The organism is Flavobacterium sp. (assembly GCF_040402895.1).
Lineage (GTDB): Bacteria > Bacteroidota > Bacteroidia > Flavobacteriales > Flavobacteriaceae > Flavobacterium.
On the sequence record NZ_JBBALR010000005.1, the window covers coordinates 59,480 to 77,126 of the forward strand.

The 17,647-nt window shown below is 30.9% G+C and carries 15 protein-coding genes; 4 read left to right on the forward strand and 11 right to left on the reverse strand.

Features of this window, described 5'->3' with window-relative positions; all coding sequences use genetic code 11:
• The first annotated feature begins 131 nt into the window (after positions 1 to 131).
• Positions 132 to 902: an LPS export ABC transporter ATP-binding protein gene (gene lptB / locus ABWP60_RS05995; RefSeq protein ID WP_353149933.1), complete on the forward strand. Its 771-nt coding sequence runs from the start codon at positions 132 to 134 to the stop codon at positions 900 to 902.
• A gap of 23 nt (positions 903 to 925) precedes the next feature.
• A complete protein-coding gene (locus ABWP60_RS06000) occupies positions 926 to 1,159 on the forward strand; it encodes a DUF5808 domain-containing protein (RefSeq protein ID WP_353149936.1) in 234 nt (77 codons plus the stop codon).
• Here the strand turns inward: ABWP60_RS06000 and ABWP60_RS06005 are convergent.
• Together ABWP60_RS06005 and ABWP60_RS06010 are read right to left on the reverse strand one after the other, a co-directional pair.
• On the reverse strand, positions 1,152 to 1,994 hold the full coding sequence (locus tag ABWP60_RS06005) for a GH25 family lysozyme (RefSeq protein WP_353149939.1): 843 nt from the start codon (positions 1,992 to 1,994) through the stop codon (positions 1,152 to 1,154). The two genes, ABWP60_RS06000 and ABWP60_RS06005, sit on opposite strands and share 8 nt — an antisense overlap.
• Positions 1,994 to 2,734, reverse strand: coding sequence for a CDP-alcohol phosphatidyltransferase family protein (locus tag ABWP60_RS06010; protein ID WP_353149942.1), 741 nt, complete (start codon positions 2,732 to 2,734; stop codon positions 1,994 to 1,996). The genes ABWP60_RS06005 and ABWP60_RS06010 overlap by 1 nt, the downstream gene beginning before the upstream one ends.
• 114 nt (positions 2,735 to 2,848) lie before the next feature.
• Here ABWP60_RS06010 and ABWP60_RS06015 point away from each other — a divergent pair, with 114 nt between their 5' ends.
• Together ABWP60_RS06015 and ABWP60_RS06020 are read left to right on the forward strand one after the other, a co-directional pair.
• Positions 2,849 to 3,922 carry a putative type IX sorting system protein PorV2 gene (locus ABWP60_RS06015; protein WP_353149945.1) on the forward strand — a complete coding sequence of 358 codons (1,074 nt, stop codon included), beginning with the start codon at positions 2,849 to 2,851 and terminating at the stop codon, positions 3,920 to 3,922.
• Positions 3,923 to 3,975: 53 nt separating this feature from the next.
• A complete protein-coding gene (locus ABWP60_RS06020; protein WP_353149948.1) occupies positions 3,976 to 5,079 on the forward strand; it encodes a lipoprotein N-acyltransferase Lnb domain-containing protein in 1,104 nt (367 codons plus the stop codon).
• A 71-nt stretch (positions 5,080 to 5,150) separates the two neighbouring features.
• Here the strand turns inward: ABWP60_RS06020 and ABWP60_RS06025 are convergent, their stop codons facing one another.
• From ABWP60_RS06025 to ABWP60_RS06065, 9 genes are all read right to left on the reverse strand, one after another.
• Positions 5,151 to 7,928, reverse strand: coding sequence for a bifunctional aconitate hydratase 2/2-methylisocitrate dehydratase (locus ABWP60_RS06025; RefSeq protein ID WP_353149951.1), 2,778 nt, complete (start codon positions 7,926 to 7,928; stop codon positions 5,151 to 5,153).
• 261 nt (positions 7,929 to 8,189) lie between these two features.
• Positions 8,190 to 9,143 carry an AAA family ATPase gene (locus ABWP60_RS06030; protein WP_353149954.1) on the reverse strand — a complete coding sequence of 318 codons (954 nt, stop codon included), beginning with the start codon at positions 9,141 to 9,143 and terminating at the stop codon, positions 8,190 to 8,192.
• Between the two features lie 52 nt (positions 9,144 to 9,195).
• Positions 9,196 to 10,578, reverse strand: coding sequence for a peptidylprolyl isomerase (locus tag ABWP60_RS06035; RefSeq protein ID WP_353149956.1), 1,383 nt, complete (start codon positions 10,576 to 10,578; stop codon positions 9,196 to 9,198).
• 18 nt (positions 10,579 to 10,596) lie between these two features.
• The gene (locus ABWP60_RS06040) at positions 10,597 to 12,567 is read right to left on the reverse strand and encodes a peptidylprolyl isomerase (RefSeq protein WP_353149958.1); all 1,971 of its coding nucleotides are present in this window, start codon (positions 12,565 to 12,567) and stop codon (positions 10,597 to 10,599) included.
• A 161-nt stretch (positions 12,568 to 12,728) separates the two neighbouring features.
• The gene (locus ABWP60_RS06045) at positions 12,729 to 13,604 is read right to left on the reverse strand and encodes a bifunctional 5,10-methylenetetrahydrofolate dehydrogenase/5,10-methenyltetrahydrofolate cyclohydrolase (RefSeq protein ID WP_353149961.1); all 876 of its coding nucleotides are present in this window, start codon (positions 13,602 to 13,604) and stop codon (positions 12,729 to 12,731) included.
• Positions 13,605 to 13,665: 61 nt separating this feature from the next.
• Positions 13,666 to 15,021, reverse strand: a complete 1,356-nt coding sequence (gene ffh, locus ABWP60_RS06050) for a signal recognition particle protein (protein ID WP_353149964.1) — start codon at positions 15,019 to 15,021, stop codon at positions 13,666 to 13,668.
• Between the two features lie 142 nt (positions 15,022 to 15,163).
• Positions 15,164 to 15,355, reverse strand: a complete 192-nt coding sequence (locus tag ABWP60_RS06055) for a hypothetical protein (RefSeq protein WP_353149967.1) — start codon at positions 15,353 to 15,355, stop codon at positions 15,164 to 15,166.
• Positions 15,356 to 15,439: 84 nt separating this feature from the next.
• Positions 15,440 to 15,898 (reverse strand): hypothetical protein, encoded by a 459-nt coding sequence (locus ABWP60_RS06060; protein ID WP_353149970.1) that lies wholly within the window; start codon positions 15,896 to 15,898, stop codon positions 15,440 to 15,442.
• Between the two features lie 70 nt (positions 15,899 to 15,968).
• Entirely contained in the window at positions 15,969 to 17,642 is a 1,674-nt protein-coding gene (locus ABWP60_RS06065; RefSeq protein ID WP_353149973.1) for an MBOAT family O-acyltransferase, read from the reverse strand.
• Between the last annotated feature and the right edge of the window lie 5 nt (positions 17,643 to 17,647).

Below are 17,647 nucleotides of genomic sequence, written 5' to 3' on the forward strand. Positions count from 1 at the left end.
TTGAAAATTTAATTCTTTGTTAATTCATTTTTTCTATTGATTATTTTTACTTTATTTGTTTATTGATATTATCTTAGGTTGGTTTTGAGCATGGACTCATTTTCTAATCTTCAAATTTTCAAATTAGAATCATGAAATTAAGAGCCGAAAATTTAGTTAAAACATACAAAAAAAGAAGTGTAGTAAAAGGCATTTCAGTAGAAGTGAACCAAGGAGAAATTGTGGGTTTATTAGGTCCAAACGGTGCTGGAAAAACAACTTCTTTTTACATGATTGTAGGTTTAGTAAAACCAAATTCTGGAAATATTTATTTAGATGATATGAATATTACCGATTTTCCTATGTACAAAAGGGCTCAAAACGGGATTGGTTACCTAGCACAAGAAGCCTCTGTTTTTAGAAAATTGAGTATAGAAGACAATATTTTGTCGGTTTTACAATTGACAAATTTGACCAAAGCGGAACAAGAAGCGAAAATGGAAAGTTTAATTGAAGAATTTTCTTTAGGTCATATTCGTACAAACCGTGGCGATTTATTATCGGGTGGTGAACGAAGAAGAACAGAAATTGCACGTTGTTTAGCAACTGATCCAAAATTTATTTTATTAGATGAACCTTTTGCAGGCGTTGACCCAGTTGCTGTGGAAGACATTCAAAGAATTGTAGCACAATTAAAAAACAAAAACATCGGAATTTTAATAACCGACCATAATGTGCAAGAAACATTAGCCATTACAGATAAAACCTATTTAATGTTTGAAGGTGGAATTCTAAAGGCTGGAAAACCTGAAGAATTAGTAGAAGACGAAATGGTAAGACGTGTATATTTAGGTCAGAATTTCGAATTAAGAAAAACAAAAATCGACTTCAATGCTCCGAAAGAAGTTGAGTTAGAAAAGTAATTTTCTAATCATATTCCTATCGTATGAAAAATCCTTCAAAAGAACAATCAGAAGCTTGGCGCAGAGACCCAAATAATTGGAAATTTGGCGTATTTTATTTCAATCCAGAAGACGAAAGATTATTACCCCCAAAAAGAGAGGGTTGGATGGGTTGGACCACTAACTTTGCCAATTCAAAATCTGTTGCATTACTAATTGCAATTATTTTTTTAATCCTATTTCAAATGGCGTTTTTACCTAAAAATTGGATTATTTAATACACACTTTCTTTAAATCTTCTACATTTCCGTTGAAAACATTCACATCTACTAGCTCGTTGATGCCGTGAAGTTGCGCTTTTTCGGTAAATTGCCACATTAAATACTCCTCTTCAATTTTTTCTTTCCAAGGATTGTAATTGGCTATCCAAAATTTATAATTTGGAAAATCTTGTTGTAAAAAATTTTCAAAATATTTTTCACCCGTATATATTATCGGTTTCACGCCGTACTGTTTTTCTACTAGTGTTAACCAATTTTGCAAACCTTCTTTAAGTTTGGTCATCGATTGTCCTTTTGGCATTTTTTCGATATCTAAAATTGGTGGTAAATGTCCTTTTCGTAATTTGACATTCTTAATAAAATTATTAGCTTGATCGGTGGAGTTTTCATCGGGACGATAGTAATGATAAGCACCTTGAATATATGTAGATGCGGTTAAATTCTTCCAATTTTTCTTGAATTTCAAATCGACTTTATTACTTCCGGCTGTAGCCCGAACCACAACAAATTTAATTTCAAATTGTTCTTCAATAGCTTCCAGATTTTCCCAATCAATTGTACCTTGATATTGAGAAACATCAATGCCGAAAATTTTACCCTCGTGATTGGCTACGATATCATTTATACGTTTATCTTCTAATTTTCTCTGATTTGCAGTTAATTCGGTGTTTTTAGTTTTAAATCCCAAATAATATAAAAACACCTCTTTTTTCTGATATAAGAAAACAATCGTACATAACAACAAAAAAAGTCCAAGAATCCATTTGAAAGATTTCGGACTAATAACATTCTGTTTTTTTCTTTTAGAAGCGTATTTTCTTCTGGTTGCCATTAAACTTTTTTAAGAATCGTATTATTTACAATTGATAAAACCACATATAGTAAAATGATAATTGGAATCGCAATGAATTCAAAAATCGCAATTAAAATAACCGAAATAATCATAAAAACGACTTGCATTTTATATTTTTCCCAGCTGAAACTTTTTACTTTTAAAGAAAATAAAGGTATTTCTGCGTTTAGTAAATACGAACTTAAAACTGTAACTCCAACTAATACGAATGGATTACTTAAAAAATCAACCAACCATTCAAATTCTGAATGAAACTGAATCATTGGAATACTCATAATTAACAAAGCATTTGCTGGTGTTGGCAAACCAATAAAAGAATCCGTTTGACGCGTATCTACATTAAATTTTGCCAATCTGTAACAAGATGCTAAAGTGATTAAAAATCCTAAATAAGGTACAACACCCATATAATACGTGTCTTCTGTTAAATTATATTGTGATTGGTTTTCCTGAATATCGCCAAGCATTTTGTACATTACCAATCCTGGCACCACGCCACTGGTAACCATATCTGCTAAAGAATCTAATTGTAAGCCAATTGGACTTTGAACTTTCCAAATTCTGGCAAAGAAACCATCCCAAAAATCAAAGAAAATACCTAAACAAACCAATGAAAAAGCTTCATTATAATTACCGTTAAATGCGTGAATTAAAGCCAGTAAACCCGCAAATAAATTCAACAAAGTGATGGTATTTGGAATGTGATTTTTTATGCTCATGAAGTGATGTTTTTCTTTACTATGAATTTTCTATAGCAAATGTAAACAATAAATTGAAAGAATTTGAGTTTATTAAATAAGAAATTATGATATTTGTTGTAAGATTTAAATGGTTTGAAAAAAATAATTGTAACCCTCGTGCTTTTGACTTCTACGTCATTTTTCGCACAGACTATACGTAAATATTCCAATGAATTTTTAAACATTGGTGTGGATGCTGCTGCTTTAGGAATGAGTAATGCGGTAACCGCACAAACTTCCGATGTGAATTCAGGATATTGGAATCCTGCTGGGATTTTACAATTGGAAGACAAACAAATGGCTTTAATGCACGCAAATTATTTTGCCAATATTGCTCATTATGATTACGCTGGTTTTGCTATGCCTATTGACGACCGAAGCGCTTGGGGAATTTCTTTAATACGTTTTGGTGTGGATGACATTTTAAATACCACTCAATTGATTGACAATCAGGGTAATATTGATTATAACAGAATTTCTCTTTTTTCTACTGCCGATTATGGTGTAACGTTTTCATACGCCCGAAAATTACCAGTACAAGGTTTTAATTATGGGGTGAATGCAAAAGTAATTCGAAGAATTATTGGCGATTTTGCCTCCTCATGGGGTTTTGGATTTGATGTAGGATTACAATTTCAAAATAAAAACGATTGGAAATTTGGTTTAATGTTACGTGATATCACCACAACATACAACACTTGGACCATAAACGAAGAAGAATATGAGAAAATAAAAAATGCGGTTCCTGGTGAAAACCAAGAATTACCAGAAAGCAGTGAAATTACGTTACCAAAAGCACAATTTGGATTGTCAAAAAAATTCGAATTTCATTACGATTATACCTTAACAACAGCAGCCAATTTAAATATGGAATTTGCACAAACAAATGACATCATTTCTACTAGTATGGTAAGTATTAGTCCTGCTGTTGGATTTGAATTTGGCTATATTGATTTGGCTTTTCTACGAGCTGGTGTTGGGAATTTTCAACAAATTACACAAATTGACAATACAAATAAAGTGAGTTTTCAACCCAATTTTGGTTTAGGATTTAAATACAAAGGTATTCAAGTAGATTACGCCTTAACTGATTTAGGTAATCAAAGTGCTGCATTATATTCTAATGTGTTTTCTATAAAAGTGGATTTAGGAATTTTTAGAAGATAATTTTTTGATAATATAGATATTAGACTTTTAATAGTCTTCAAAAAACAATTAATATGCTAAAAAAAATACTATTCTTATTACTTCCCATTATTAGTTTTTCGCAAAACGTAATTTTATCCGACAATGCTGAAGTTAGTATTTTAACTTGCGGAACGGCACCTGTTTCTTACGCGATGTATGGACACACTGGAATTCGAATTACAGATAATGTAAATCAAATTGATGTGGTGTATAATTATGGTGCTTTTGATTTTACAACACCCAATTTTATAATGAAATTCGTAAAAGGTGATTTACAATATTTTGTAACTAGTGAAAATTACTACGATTTTGAATACAATTACAAATTAGACGGCAGAAGTATTGTCTCACAAGAATTGAATTTAACCACTGCACAAAAACAACAACTTTTGAATGAACTTAATAGTAGTTTAACTTCCGAAGAACGTTTTTATACCTATAAATTTATTGATAAAAATTGTACAACAATGGTTGTAGATAAAATCAATAAAATATTAGGTCAAGAAATTTTAAAACAAACAAAACCAGAACTAAGTTATAGAGAAATTTTGTATCCATATATGTCCGATTTTTATATGAAATTAGGGATTCAAATTATTTTTGGAACTAAAGTTGATCAACCTGCTACTCGCCTATTTTTACCTTTAGAATTTGAAAAAGTATTAAATACAGCTACTCAAAACGGAAAAAAAATCGCAAAACCTGCTGAAATTTTAAATAAAGAAACCATTACAAAGCCGTTTTCCTATATAAATTCTATATATTCTTTATTAGCTGCGATTGTAATTTTGATTTTAATAAACAAAAAAAGTATTCAAATTACCTATTTTATTTTTGCAGGATTCTTAGGTATTTTTTTCAGTTTAGTGGGCTTTTTTTCACTACACGAAGAAATTTTATGGAATTACAATATCATGTTATTTAATCCGTTATTGTTGCTGTTTGCTTTTTTCTATTGGAAAAATAATACTTCAAAAATCATTTTATTTGGGCAAATATGCATTGGTTTTACGCTGATTTATTTGGCATATATTCTTGGAAAAGTCCAAGTACTAATCGTATTACCAATTGTTATATTACATTTATTTTGGTTGATTAAGATTGTAATGAAATATAAAAAGATGAAAACGCAATAGTTTTTCATAAATTATTAAATAAAAAAACGCCAAGCTTTCACTTGGCGTTTTTCGTTTATATAAAGTATAAATTAATTCGTTAATAATTTATGCGAAGGCGCAAACTTTGTTAAGTTGATTCCTTCTACTGCTTTTTGGTATTCTTCGATTGTTGGTGTTCTCCCTAAAATTGTTGATAATACCACAACTGGAGTGGAAGAAAGTAAGGATTCTCCTTTTTTACCTTCTGCATCTTCCACAACTCTTCCTTGGAATAAACGTGTAGAAGTAGCCATTACGGTATCTCCTTTTGAAGCTTTTTCTTGGTTACCCATACAAAGATTACAACCTGGACGCTCTAAGTATAACATATTTTCGTATTCTGTACGCGCTGCAGCTTTTGGAGCATTGTCATCAAATTCGAAACCAGAATATCTTTGTAACACTTCCCAATCGCCTTCTGCTTTTAATTCGTCAACAATATTATACGTTGGTGGAGCCACTACTAAAGGTGCATTAAATTTAACTTCTCCTTTTTGTGCTTCCACATTTTTAAGCATTTGAGCCAAAATTTTCATATCTCCTTTATGCACCATACAAGATCCAATAAATCCTAAATCGACTTTTTTGTTTCCTCCATAAAAAGATAAAGGACGAATCGTATCGTGCGTATATCTTTTAGAAACATCTTTATTGTTTACATCTGGATCTGCAATCATAGGTTCTGCAATCACATCTAAATCTACTATAACTTCTGCGCTATATTTTGCATTAGTATCTGGTCTTAAAGCAGGTTTTTCACCCGATTTAATTTCTGCAATTCGTTTATTTGCTTTATTAATTAATCCTTGAAGCACTTTATTATGATTGTCCATACCTTTATCAATCATAATTTGAATTCTTCCTTTTGCTATTTCTAAAGATTGAATTAACGTATCATCTTCAGAAATACAAATTGATGCTTTTGCCTTCATTTCTGCAGTCCAATCTGTAAATGTAAAGGCCTGATCAGCAGTAAGCGTGCCTAAATGCACTTCAATAATTCTACCTTGGAACACATTTTCACCACCAAATTGTTGCAACATTTGTGCTTGAGTTGCGTGAACCACATCACGGAAATCCATATACGGTTTCATTACACCTTTAAAAGTTACTTTTACAGATTCTGGAATTGGCATTGACGCTTCTCCTGTTGCCAGCGCTAAAGCTACTGTACCTGAATCAGCTCCGAAAGCTACACCTTTAGACATACGTGTGTGCGAATCTCCACCGATAATAATGGCCCATTCGTCTATAGTAATATCGTTTAGAACTTTATGAATAACATCTGTCATGGCGTGGTATACCCCTTTTGGATCACGAGCCGTAATTAATCCGAAATCGTTCATAAACTTCATTAATTTAGGAATATTTGCTTGAGCTTTTTTATCCCAAACTGAAGCGGTATGGCAACCTGATTGATACGCTCCATCAACAATTGGAGAAATAACGGTAGCAGCCATAGATTCTAATTCTTGAGCCGTCATTAATCCTGTGGTATCTTGAGAACCTACAATATTAACTTCAACACGAACATCTGAACCTGCATGCAATACTTTTTTAGAAATCGTTCCAACAGCATTTCTATTGAAGATTTTTTCAACTGCGGTAAGACCTTGTCCATCAATTGAGATTTCTTTTGAAGGCGCATATACTAAAGGCGCTTCAATTCCTAATGTTTCAGCTGCAAAAGTTTGAATTTTCTTCCCAAAAACAATTGCGTAAGAACCACCCGCTTTAATAAACTCTAATTTTTGAGGTGTGAAGGCTTTAGAAACATCAATTAATTCTTTATCGCCATTATATAATTTTTTTGTTTTTGTATTTATGGTAAGAACTGTTCCTGTTGCTACAGAATACACTTCTTCTAAAATTGGATCACCACTTTCATTACGAATAACTTCTCCATTTGAATCCGTCTTTTTAACCCAGTTTTTTAAATCTAAACCAATTCCACCCGTTACATCTACAGTTGTAAGAAAAATTGGAGAAATTCCGTTTGTTCCTGCAACAATTGGCGCAAAATTCACAAAAGGAACGTAAGGACTGGCTTGCTTACCTGTCCAAAGTGCTACATTATTAACGCCCGACATACGAGATGATCCCACACCCATAGTTCCCTTTTCGGCAATTAGCATAACGCTTTTATCTGGATGTTGTGCTTGTAAAGCTTTAATTTCTTCTTGCGCTTTTGGTGTAATCATACATTTACCATGTAATTCTCTATCTGAACGAGAATGTGCTTGATTACCTGGAGAAAGTAAATCTGTAGAAATATCACCTTCACCGGCAATATAAGTTACTACTTTAATTTCTTCAGCTATTTCTGGAAGTTTTGTGAAAAATTCTGCTTTTGCGTAGCTCTCCAAAATTTCTTTTGCAATACTATTTCCGTTTTGGTAAGCACTTTTTAAACGATCTGTATCGGCATCATAAAGATAAACTTGCGTTTTTAAAACAGCCGCAGCGTCATTCGCAATATCAATATTAGTACCTAAAGCTAAGTCTAATAACACTTTTATTGAGGGCCCGCCTTTCATGTGAGATAATAATTCAAAAGCGAATTTAGGCGTAATTTCATTTACTACAGATTCACCAAGAATAATCTCCTTTAAAAAATTAGCCTTTTCAACTGCTGCACTTGTTGTTCCTGGCAATGTATTATAGATAAAAAACGAAAGTGAATCTTGTCTGTTTTCGTTTGTAACATCTTTTATTTGAGCAACGATTTCTTTCAAAAGTTCAGCACCATCAATAGGTTTTGGATGTAATCCTTGGCCTTTTCGTTCTTCAATTTCTTTGATGTACTCTTTATAAATATTTGTTTCCATATCAAAATTATTATGATAATTTATTTAATCTGTTTTTAAAATTGATACAAATTTAACCAATTCTTTTTAGATTAAAAAATTTATAATAAAAAACGATATTACCGGAATTTTTATTTGTAATTATTCTATTTTAATGAATTTAATTCAAAAATAAAACAAAAAAGAAGTGATAATTTAAGAATTCTTAATTTAAGTAACTTAAACTAAGAAATTCAAAAAAAACCATAGTGAATTTTGCCAAATTAGCAAAACACAGTAGTCTTAAAATAATTTTCTGATGATAGCTTCTTCAGAGATTCCTTCCGCATCTGCCTTGTAGTTTTTTACAATTCTGTGGCGTAAAATCCCGAATGCTACTGCTTGAACGTCTTCAATATCTGGAGAGAATTTTCCATTAATAGCGGCATTAGTTTTTGCTGCTAAGATTAAATTTTGAGACGCGCGAGGACCTGCTCCCCAATCTAAATAATTTTTAACTAAATCAGGCGCTAAAGGATTATTTGGTCGGGTTTTTGAAACCAATGTTACAGCATATTCAATTACGTTATCTGTAACAGGAATCTTTCTAATTAAATTTTGATAAGAAATAATTTCTTCTGCAGTAAACAGTGGATTTATTGTTGTTTTAATATCTGAAGTTGTAGCTTTCACTACTTGTACTTCTTCTTCAAATGTAGGATAATCTAAATTTATGGCAAACATAAAACGATCTAATTGTGCTTCAGGCAACGGATACGTTCCTTCTTGCTCAATTGGATTTTGAGTAGCTAACACAAAAAAAGGCAAATCTAATTTAAAACTTTGTCCAGCAACTGTAACCGATTTTTCTTGCATGGCTTCTAGTAATGCAGCTTGGGTTTTTGGTGGCGTTCTGTTAATTTCATCAGCCAAAATAATATTTGAAAAAATCGGGCCTTTTATAAATTTAAAATTACGTGTTTCATCTAAAATCTCACTACCTAAAATATCGGATGGCATTAAATCTGGAGTAAACTGTATGCGCTTAAAATGCAACCCTAATGCTTCAGAAATAGTATTCACCATTAACGTTTTCGCCAATCCTGGAACTCCTACTAACAATGCATGTCCGCCAGAAAAAATACTCAATACAATTTGATTGACTACATCGTCTTGACCTACAATAACTTTAGCAATTTCTTGTTTTAATTGCTTTTGCTTACTTACTAATTTTTCAATTGCTGCTACGTCTGACATATCTTAAGGTAAAAGGTATTGGGTATAAGTTAAAAGGTTTTGGATAACTAATTTATTTTTTTAACCAATTATTTTCAAAAGTACATTCTTTATAATCGTTACTTACTTTAATATAATTTTTTTCAATTTTTTCAGCCATCCATTTACCAATTTCATTAAATTGTTTATCAGAAAGCGCTAATTCTTTTATTTTAATATAATCTGTACCATAATCTGCTTTGTGTTCTTCTGTTTTTTTATTGACTTTAAGGATTTTAAAGAATTTAGTACCTTGTCTTTCTTGGTCTAAAATTACTTTAGAAATTTCGCCTTGTGTCATTCCATTAACTTGGTTGTATAAAGCAGGATCTAATTTTGAAATTTCAAAACGAGGCTCAGATGAACGTGGATTTAATATTAGTCCTCCATTATTTTTTGTGTCTTTATCATCTGATGACGCTTTGGCAGCATCTTCAAACGTAATTTCGCCTTTTACAATTTTTTCACGAATACCATCAATTTTGTCTGAAGCTTCTTTTATAGCTTTTGATGTTACTTTTGGACTTACTAAAATATGACGTAATTCAATATCTTGACCAATAATTTTTTCTACAAAAATAATATGAAAACCAAATTCCGTTTCAAAAGGTTCTGATATTTCACCTTCATTCATACGAAAAGCCACATCTTTAAATTCTTTTACAAACTGTGTTTTTTTATTCATTTTATAATATCCACCGTTTGAGCTTGAACCCGGATCTTCAGAATAAATAACGGCTTTGCTATAAAAACTTCCCCCATTATTTATAACATCGTTTTTAATTTCTTTTAATTTATCAATAGCTTTTTGCTTATCTTCTTTAGAAATTACTGGTTTCACTACAATTTGAGACAATTCTATTTCTGCGCCAATTGTTGGAATTTGATCAGCAGGAATTTTATTAAAAAACTGTTTTACTTCATCAGGTGTTACTGTAATTTCATCAACAATTTTACGTTGCATCTGAGAAGTTAGTTTATTTAATTTAATGATTTCGAAAAAATAACTTCTAAAGTCTTCTTCGTCTTTTTTCTTATAATATTCAAATAATTTTTCTTTTGATCCGATTTGTTCCACCATAGTATTCATTTGGCTATCCATAAAAGAATTTACTTCTTCATCTGTAACCAAAATACTATCTTGTACCGCTTGATGTGCATATAATTTATCTTCTAATTGTTTACCTAATAACTCACATCGTGTAATTTTTTCAGTATCTACTCCTTGGGTTTTTAATTCTAAAAGCATTAAATCTATATCAGAATCTAAAACAATATAATTTCCTACCACAGCAGCAACACCGTCCACTTTTTGCTTTTTTTGTGCAAAAGTAATGGATGAAAATAATAAAAAAGCAAGCGTTAAAAGATTGTTTCTATTTGAAAATTTCGAAATCATTGTTTGTATTGGCATCATTAGTTATTTCTGTTTTTATTATTTTAGTTGCTGTTTTACATTTTCAAATACAGCGGTATTGATACTTATATTAAATTCTTTTTTTAACTCATCCACCCAAGTGGATTCTAGATATTGCTGGTAATCATTAATTACTTTGTTTTTACAGTCTTCAAGAGCTTTTATTTCTGCAGGTTTGATATTTTTCACATGAACCACAAAACTATAATTTGCATCATTATACGTATTATTTGAACCTATTGTTAGATTTGAAATTTTATCTAAAACATCATAATTTTTCTCATATAAACCAGATTTCACCATAATGGCTACTTTATCTTTTTTATTTAATTTCGATTTGATATATTCAATACTTTTACCTTTTTGAAGCATTTTTTGCGCCGATTCTATCACGGTTGCATCAGTAGACGACAAAATATCTACATCAAATCTTTCTTTCCAATTGTATTTGGATTTATTTAAATTATAGAAATTTTGAAGTCCTATAGTATCTGTCTTTGATTTATCCCAGATTTCTTTTTCCATTAAATCAAACAACAACAACCCATCTCTGTATTCGTCCATAACATTTTTGAAATCAGGAAATTCTCGCTCTAAATTATCAGTATAATATGCAATTAATTGTTCTCCTTTCCACGATTCAAATAATTCCGACACTAATTTCGTAACTGGTTTAGTAGTCTGTTTGTTTTTTTGTTGCGATTGCATGTAGCTTGCAAAAGACATTGTAGCCATTTTTTTGGTCTTGTCAATAACAAGCAAATCGTCTTTTATTGAATTGTCTTCTTTTGGAAGTTCCCACGTTTGACTGTAAATGGCATCTGTAACCGTTTTTTCAATATTTTTATATTGCGTTTTGTTTACTTCAATTGTATATTTAGATTTTAATTTACTAGCCAATGTGTTCGTAATAATTATTGAACGCTCATCTCTTTTAATTTTATTTTCTAATTCGGATTTTGAATCCGCAAATGATTTTACTGGATGCTTTTCTATTAATTTTACAATATGCCATCCAAAACCCGATTCAAATGGCTGTGAAATATCTCCGCTATTTTCCAAAGAAAATGCTACACTTTCAAAAGCTTCAGAGCTTAATTGTCCTGTTCCAAAACGTTGTAAAACTCCACCTTTAACTGCAGTAGATTTATCTTCAGAAAACTGACTTGCTAATGCTTCAAAACTTTCACCTTGTTGTAACTTTTTCGAAATATCATCAATCGTTTGTTTTGCTTTTAACTTGGCATCATCGTTAGCATCTGAAGGGTTTAATATCATAATATGAGCCACCGTAACTTCGCCTTTATTGTCTCTACTATCTGTAACCTTAATCAAATGATAGCCAAAACGTGTACGAACTGGGTTTGAAATTTGCCCTACTGCTGTTTTATAAGCCGCAGATTCAAAAGGGTATACCATTCTAAAAGCAGAAAAATAGCCTAAATTACCTTTATTGTCTGAAACGGATGGATCTTGAGAATTAGCCAATGCAACCGATTCAAAACTTTCACCATTTTCAATTTGTTTTTTTAAGGCAAGTGCTTTGTTGTAAAATGCCAACGTATCTGCACCCTTAATACTTTCATCAAATGAAAGCAAAATATGCGATGCTTTTACTTCCTTTAAACTTCTATTATAGGCTTCTTCAATTAATTGATTGGTAACTTTTGAATCATTCAAATACGATTTAGAAAGTTGATTTCTATACGAATTCAATTCACTTTGATACTTTGTGTTATTTTGTAAACCTAATTTATAGGCTTTATTAACTTTTAATTTATATCCAATAAATAATTCTAAATATTGATTTAAATCTTTTTGCGAATCGTCTTTAACTAAATCTAAATTTTTAAGATAAATTCTTTTAAATTCATCAATTTTATATTCGTTTGAATCAATAGAAAAAAGCACCTCATTTTTGGTGTTTTGAGCTAACAAATTAAAGCTAATTGTTAAAAATAAGACTAAAAAAAAGTTTTGAATTTTCATTTTTTTATATTGGTTTTGTTTGCGACAAGCAAAAATAGGAAATGATTACAATTATACAACTAATTGAAGCTATATTAACTAAATTTTTAGATTTTCAAACCCAAAAAAGTAGTTTTTAATTTTAAAAAAAAATCTCAACTTAACATTGAGATTTTTATCTATTATTTTCTGTTTTCTCTAGCTATTAAAGTATTTTTCAAAAGCATTGCGATGGTCATTGGGCCTACTCCACCAGGAACTGGCGTAATAAATGATGCTTTCTTAGAAACATTTTCAAAATCAACATCACCAACAATTTTATAACCTTTTTCAGTTGATTCATCAGTAACACGGGTAATTCCTACATCAATAACTACTACATCATCTTTTACCATTTCTGCTTTTAAATAATTTGGTACACCAAGTGCTGAAATAATGATATCTGCTTGTGAAGTAATTTGTGTGATATTTTTAGTGTGTGTATGCGTAACTGTAACAGTTGAATTTCCAGGAAACCCTTTTCTACCCATTAAAATACTCATGGGACGGCCCACAATATGGCTTCTTCCAATAACTACTGTATGTTTTCCTTGCGTTTGAACGTTATACCTTTCTAATAATTCTAAAATTCCAAATGGTGTGGCTGGAATAAATGTACTCATATCCAACGCCATTTTTCCAAAATTTTCTGGATGAAAACCATCTACATCTTTTGATGGATGAATGGCCATAATCACTTCCTGAGTATCAATTTGTGGAGGTAATGGTAATTGCACAATAAACCCATCTATATTTGAATCTTCGTTTAATTCGGCAATTTTTTTAAGTAATTCTGTTTCAGAAGTAGTACTTGGCATTTTAATCAATGTCGATTCAAAACCTACGCGTTCACAAGCTTTTACTTTACTTCCAATATAAGTTAAACTTGCCCCATCATTTCCTACAATAATGGCAGCTAAATGAGGAACTTTTTCACCATTGGCTTTCATTTTTGCTACTTCAGCAGCAATTTCTTCTTTAATTTCTTCTGATACTTTTTTTCCGTCTAGTAATTGCATTGTGATTGTTTTTTTTAGTTTAAAAGTCGAAAGTCTTAAAGTTATAAAGACTTTGAACTTTTTATTTCATTCCAGGCATCGAAGGCATTCCTTTCATTCCGCCCATCATTTGCATTAATTTTTTTCCGCCGCCGCCTTGCATCATTTTCATCATTTTACTCATTTGATCGAATTGTTTCATTAACTGATTGACTTCTTCGATTTTTCTTCCTGCTCCTTTTGCAATTCTTGCTTTTCTTTTTACATCAATAATCGCGGGTTTACTTCTTTCTTTTGGCGTCATTGATTGAATAATGGCTTCTACATGTTTAAAGGCGTCATCTTCAATTTCAACATCTTTTAACGCTTTTCCAGCTCCAGGAATCATTCCGACAAGGTCTTTCATGCTTCCCATTTTTTTAATTTGTTGTATTTGAGCTAAGAAATCATCGAAACCAAATTCGTTTTTAGCAATTTTTTTTTGAATTTTTCTAGCTTCCTCTTCATTATATTGTTCTTGTGCTCTTTCTACTAAAGACACTACGTCACCCATTCCTAAAATACGTTCCGCCATACGAGAAGGGTAGAACACATCTATGGCATCCATTTTTTCTCCAGTACCAATGAATTTTATAGGTTTATTGACTACCGATTTAATTGAAATTGCAGCTCCACCACGAGTATCTCCATCTAATTTGGTAAGGATAACCCCATCAAAATTTAATCTGTCGTTGAACGCTTTTGCGGTATTTACTGCGTCCTGACCCGTCATGGCATCTACTACAAATAACGTTTCATGAGGCAGAATGGCTTTATGAACGTTTGCAATTTCGTTCATCATTTCTTCATCAACCGCTAAACGACCAGCCGTATCAATAATTACTACATTAAAACCATTTGCTTTTGCATGTTTAATTGCGTTTTCAGCAATTGATACTGCGTTTTTATTTTCAGGTTCAGAGTATACTTCTACACCTATTTGATCCCCTACAACGTGCAACTGATTAATTGCTGCAGGACGATAAATATCACATGCTACTAAAAGCGGGTTTTTAGATTTTTTTGTTTTTAAAAAATTAGCTAATTTACCAGAAAAGGTAGTTTTACCAGAACCTTGTAAACCAGACATTAAAATAACAGTTGGATTTCCAGACAAATTCACACCTGCAACATCGCCACCCATTAATTCAGTTAACTCATCTTTTACTAATTTTACCAACAACTGACCTGGTTGTAATGTAGTTAATACATTTTCACCAATAGCTTTATCTTTAACTCTTGTAGTAAAATCTTTAGCAATTTTAAAGTTCACATCGGCGTCTAGCAATGCGCGACGAACTTCTTTTAAAGTATCGGCAACGTTTACATCTGTAATTTTCCCGTGACCTTTTAATATATGAAATGCTTTATCTAACTTATCGGTAAGATTATCAAACATAATAATTGTGCTTTTTAATGAAATGCAAATATAAGGTAAAGTTGTAAAGTAACAAAGTGAGCTACTAGCTAAATGTTAATTTTTAAAAATAAAAAAACCGTTCTGAAAATTCGGAACGGTTTTTTTTATTATGTGAAACATATTATTTTTTAGAACAACATGATTTTTTTTCAGTTGAAGCACACGATTTTTTCTCTCCTGCTTTTTTATCTGAACAAGAAGATTTCTCCGTTTTCTCTTTTTTCTTTTCTTTTTCTTTTTCTTTAAAGTTAACTACAGAAGCAGAAGAAACCATAACTGCCATTAAGGCAACAATTGACAATACTTTTTTCATGATATTTATTATTATTTGTTAAACTTAATTATTTTACACTATCCAAAAGTACTAATTTTTTAATACATAAATGGTAAATTTTTCTTAATTTTTTTCGAAGGTTAAATAATCTGTTCCACCGTTACCTCCGCTTATATCAATTAATTGAATTTTGGTATCGGTTCTTGAAACAATATCCCAGTCATCCGATACATCTACAAAGTTAGCTGGAGAAGTAAAGGATATATTAAAATCTAAATCATTTAAAGTGTCGTCATTACTATTTGAATCGGTAACTGACCAAGTTCCGTTTGTCGTCATACCATTTCCTACTGCAGTAAGCACATTATTTGAAGCAAATGTAAAATTATAACCTGTAAAATTTGACGTTTCATTTACTCCTGAATCCACATAATTTGTTATGCGCCAAGTACCTGAAATAACTGTATTAATAACTTGTGTTTGATTCACATTTGTTGGTACATCATCTTCATCAGTACACATAGAAGCCACATTAAGTAGAAATAAAAGTGAAAAAATAGAAATTATTTTAATTTTTTTCATTTTGTAATTTATTAATATTCGTTAAACAAATATAGTCTTTTTTTTTAAAAATTTTAAATTACTTTATTACTTAAAACTGGAAATAAATAAATGGCTGTGGGCCTGCAGAAGCTGTAGCATAAACTAACCAAAATACCAAACCTAAAATAATAGCACGTGAAATTAAAGGCATAGCTTTATACACATTTTGAATGGCAATGGTAACTTTTTCGGGAATGTAATGCCAAAAATAGCCAAAAAACATCAAAATAAATACATTTTGATACCCTTGTATAATAGTGAGCCATTGATTGAAATCAAATGTTACTTTTCCAATATTATTTATTATTTGTAGTGCAGTAGTAAAATCTTTAGCTCGAAAGAAAATCCAACAAAATGCTACAAAATGAAAAGTTACTAGAATTCCAATAATTTTTAAAAAAGGTGTTAAGAAAAATATTTTTCTTTTCGATGGCGGATAATATTCTAAAAATATTTTATGAATAGCAAGAGCCATACCATGTAAAGCACCCCAAATTATAAATCGCAAACTGGCACCATGCCACAATCCACCTAATAACATAGTTGTCATTAAGTTCACATTGGTATACATGGTTTTTTCTCTTTCTTTTGAAAAAATAAAAGTAAAAGCAAATAAAATTGTTGAAGCGATACCAATAATTAGCGGAATTGTACTTGTTGAAGCATACGAAATTCCCCAGACAATTAAACCTAAAAAAAATAAACTTGGAAATAAAAACCCAGCAAAAGTGCCATTACGGTTACCTCCTACTGAAATATACAAGAAATCTTTTAACCAAGTAGATAAGGAAATATGCCAACGACGCCAAAAATCAGTTATAGAAGTCGATTTATATGGAGAACGGAAATTAGTAGGTAATTTGAATCCCAATAATAACGCTACACCAATTGCCATATCTGAATATCCAGAAAAATCACAATAAATTTGAATTGTATAGCCATAAGAGGCCATTAAATTTTCGAAAGGCGTATAACTATTTGGTAAATCGAACACACGATCTACGAAGTTTAAAGAAATATAATCTGAGATTACTGTTTTCTTAATTAACCCTCCAATAATTAATAGAAACGCACGATTAATATCGTCTTGTGTTACATTTAATTTCTGGTATATTTGTGGTAAAAAGTCTTTGGCTCTAACAATAGGCCCAGCTACTAATTGTGGAAAAAATGACACAAAAAACAAATAATCCATAAAGCGTTTTGTAGGGACAATTTCTTTTCGATATATTTCAATAATATAACTTATGGATTGAAAGGTATAAAATGAAATCCCTACAGGTAATATTACATCAAAAAAAGCTAATTTTCCTCCCGTTAAGTTATTAGTAATATCTACTAAAAAATTACTGTATTTGAAATATCCTAAAAAACCTAAATTTAGGATAATACTGAAGGTTAAACATAACTTTTTATTTAAAACACTAGAAGTTCGATGTACCAAATTACCTAAATTATAATCGACAACTGCCGAACCTAAAAGCAATAAAAAGTAAATACCACTTGATTTGTAATAGAAAAACAGCGAAAATAAAATTACGTAAATCATTCGCAAAGTATCTGCTTTTCTTAGTAAAACATACCAAAAATAAAACACTAAAAACAAACCTAAAAACAAGCCTGTATTAAAAAGTAATGGTTCTTTTTCGTTGTAAACAAACCATTTTTCAATTACTTCTGTAGTAACTTGACCAATATTTTTATTAAACCAATCTTGCAACACTATAT

Excerpts from the sequence above, each read along its gene's own strand:
- ffh (WP_353149964.1), bottom strand. The coding sequence starts at position 15,021 with ATGTTTGATAATCTTACCGATAAGTTAGATAAAGCATTTCATATATTA.
- ABWP60_RS06035 (WP_353149956.1), bottom strand. The coding sequence starts at position 10,578 with ATGATGCCAATACAAACAATGATTTCGAAATTTTCAAATAGAAACAAT.
- ABWP60_RS06060 (WP_353149970.1), bottom strand. The coding sequence starts at position 15,898 with ATGAAAAAAATTAAAATAATTTCTATTTTTTCACTTTTATTTCTACTT.
- ABWP60_RS06020 (WP_353149948.1), top strand. The coding sequence starts at position 3,976 with ATGCTAAAAAAAATACTATTCTTATTACTTCCCATTATTAGTTTTTCG.
- ABWP60_RS06045 (WP_353149961.1), bottom strand. The coding sequence starts at position 13,604 with ATGCAATTACTAGACGGAAAAAAAGTATCAGAAGAAATTAAAGAAGAA.
- ABWP60_RS06030 (WP_353149954.1), bottom strand. The coding sequence starts at position 9,143 with ATGTCAGACGTAGCAGCAATTGAAAAATTAGTAAGTAAGCAAAAGCAA.
- ABWP60_RS06000 (WP_353149936.1), top strand. The coding sequence starts at position 926 with ATGAAAAATCCTTCAAAAGAACAATCAGAAGCTTGGCGCAGAGACCCA.
- ABWP60_RS06040 (WP_353149958.1), bottom strand. The coding sequence starts at position 12,567 with ATGAAAATTCAAAACTTTTTTTTAGTCTTATTTTTAACAATTAGCTTT.
- lptB (WP_353149933.1), top strand. The coding sequence starts at position 132 with ATGAAATTAAGAGCCGAAAATTTAGTTAAAACATACAAAAAAAGAAGT.
- ABWP60_RS06010 (WP_353149942.1), bottom strand. The coding sequence starts at position 2,734 with ATGAGCATAAAAAATCACATTCCAAATACCATCACTTTGTTGAATTTA.
- ABWP60_RS06025 (WP_353149951.1), bottom strand. The coding sequence starts at position 7,928 with ATGGAAACAAATATTTATAAAGAGTACATCAAAGAAATTGAAGAACGA.
- ABWP60_RS06055 (WP_353149967.1), bottom strand. The coding sequence starts at position 15,355 with ATGAAAAAAGTATTGTCAATTGTTGCCTTAATGGCAGTTATGGTTTCT.
- ABWP60_RS06005 (WP_353149939.1), bottom strand. The coding sequence starts at position 1,994 with ATGGCAACCAGAAGAAAATACGCTTCTAAAAGAAAAAAACAGAATGTT.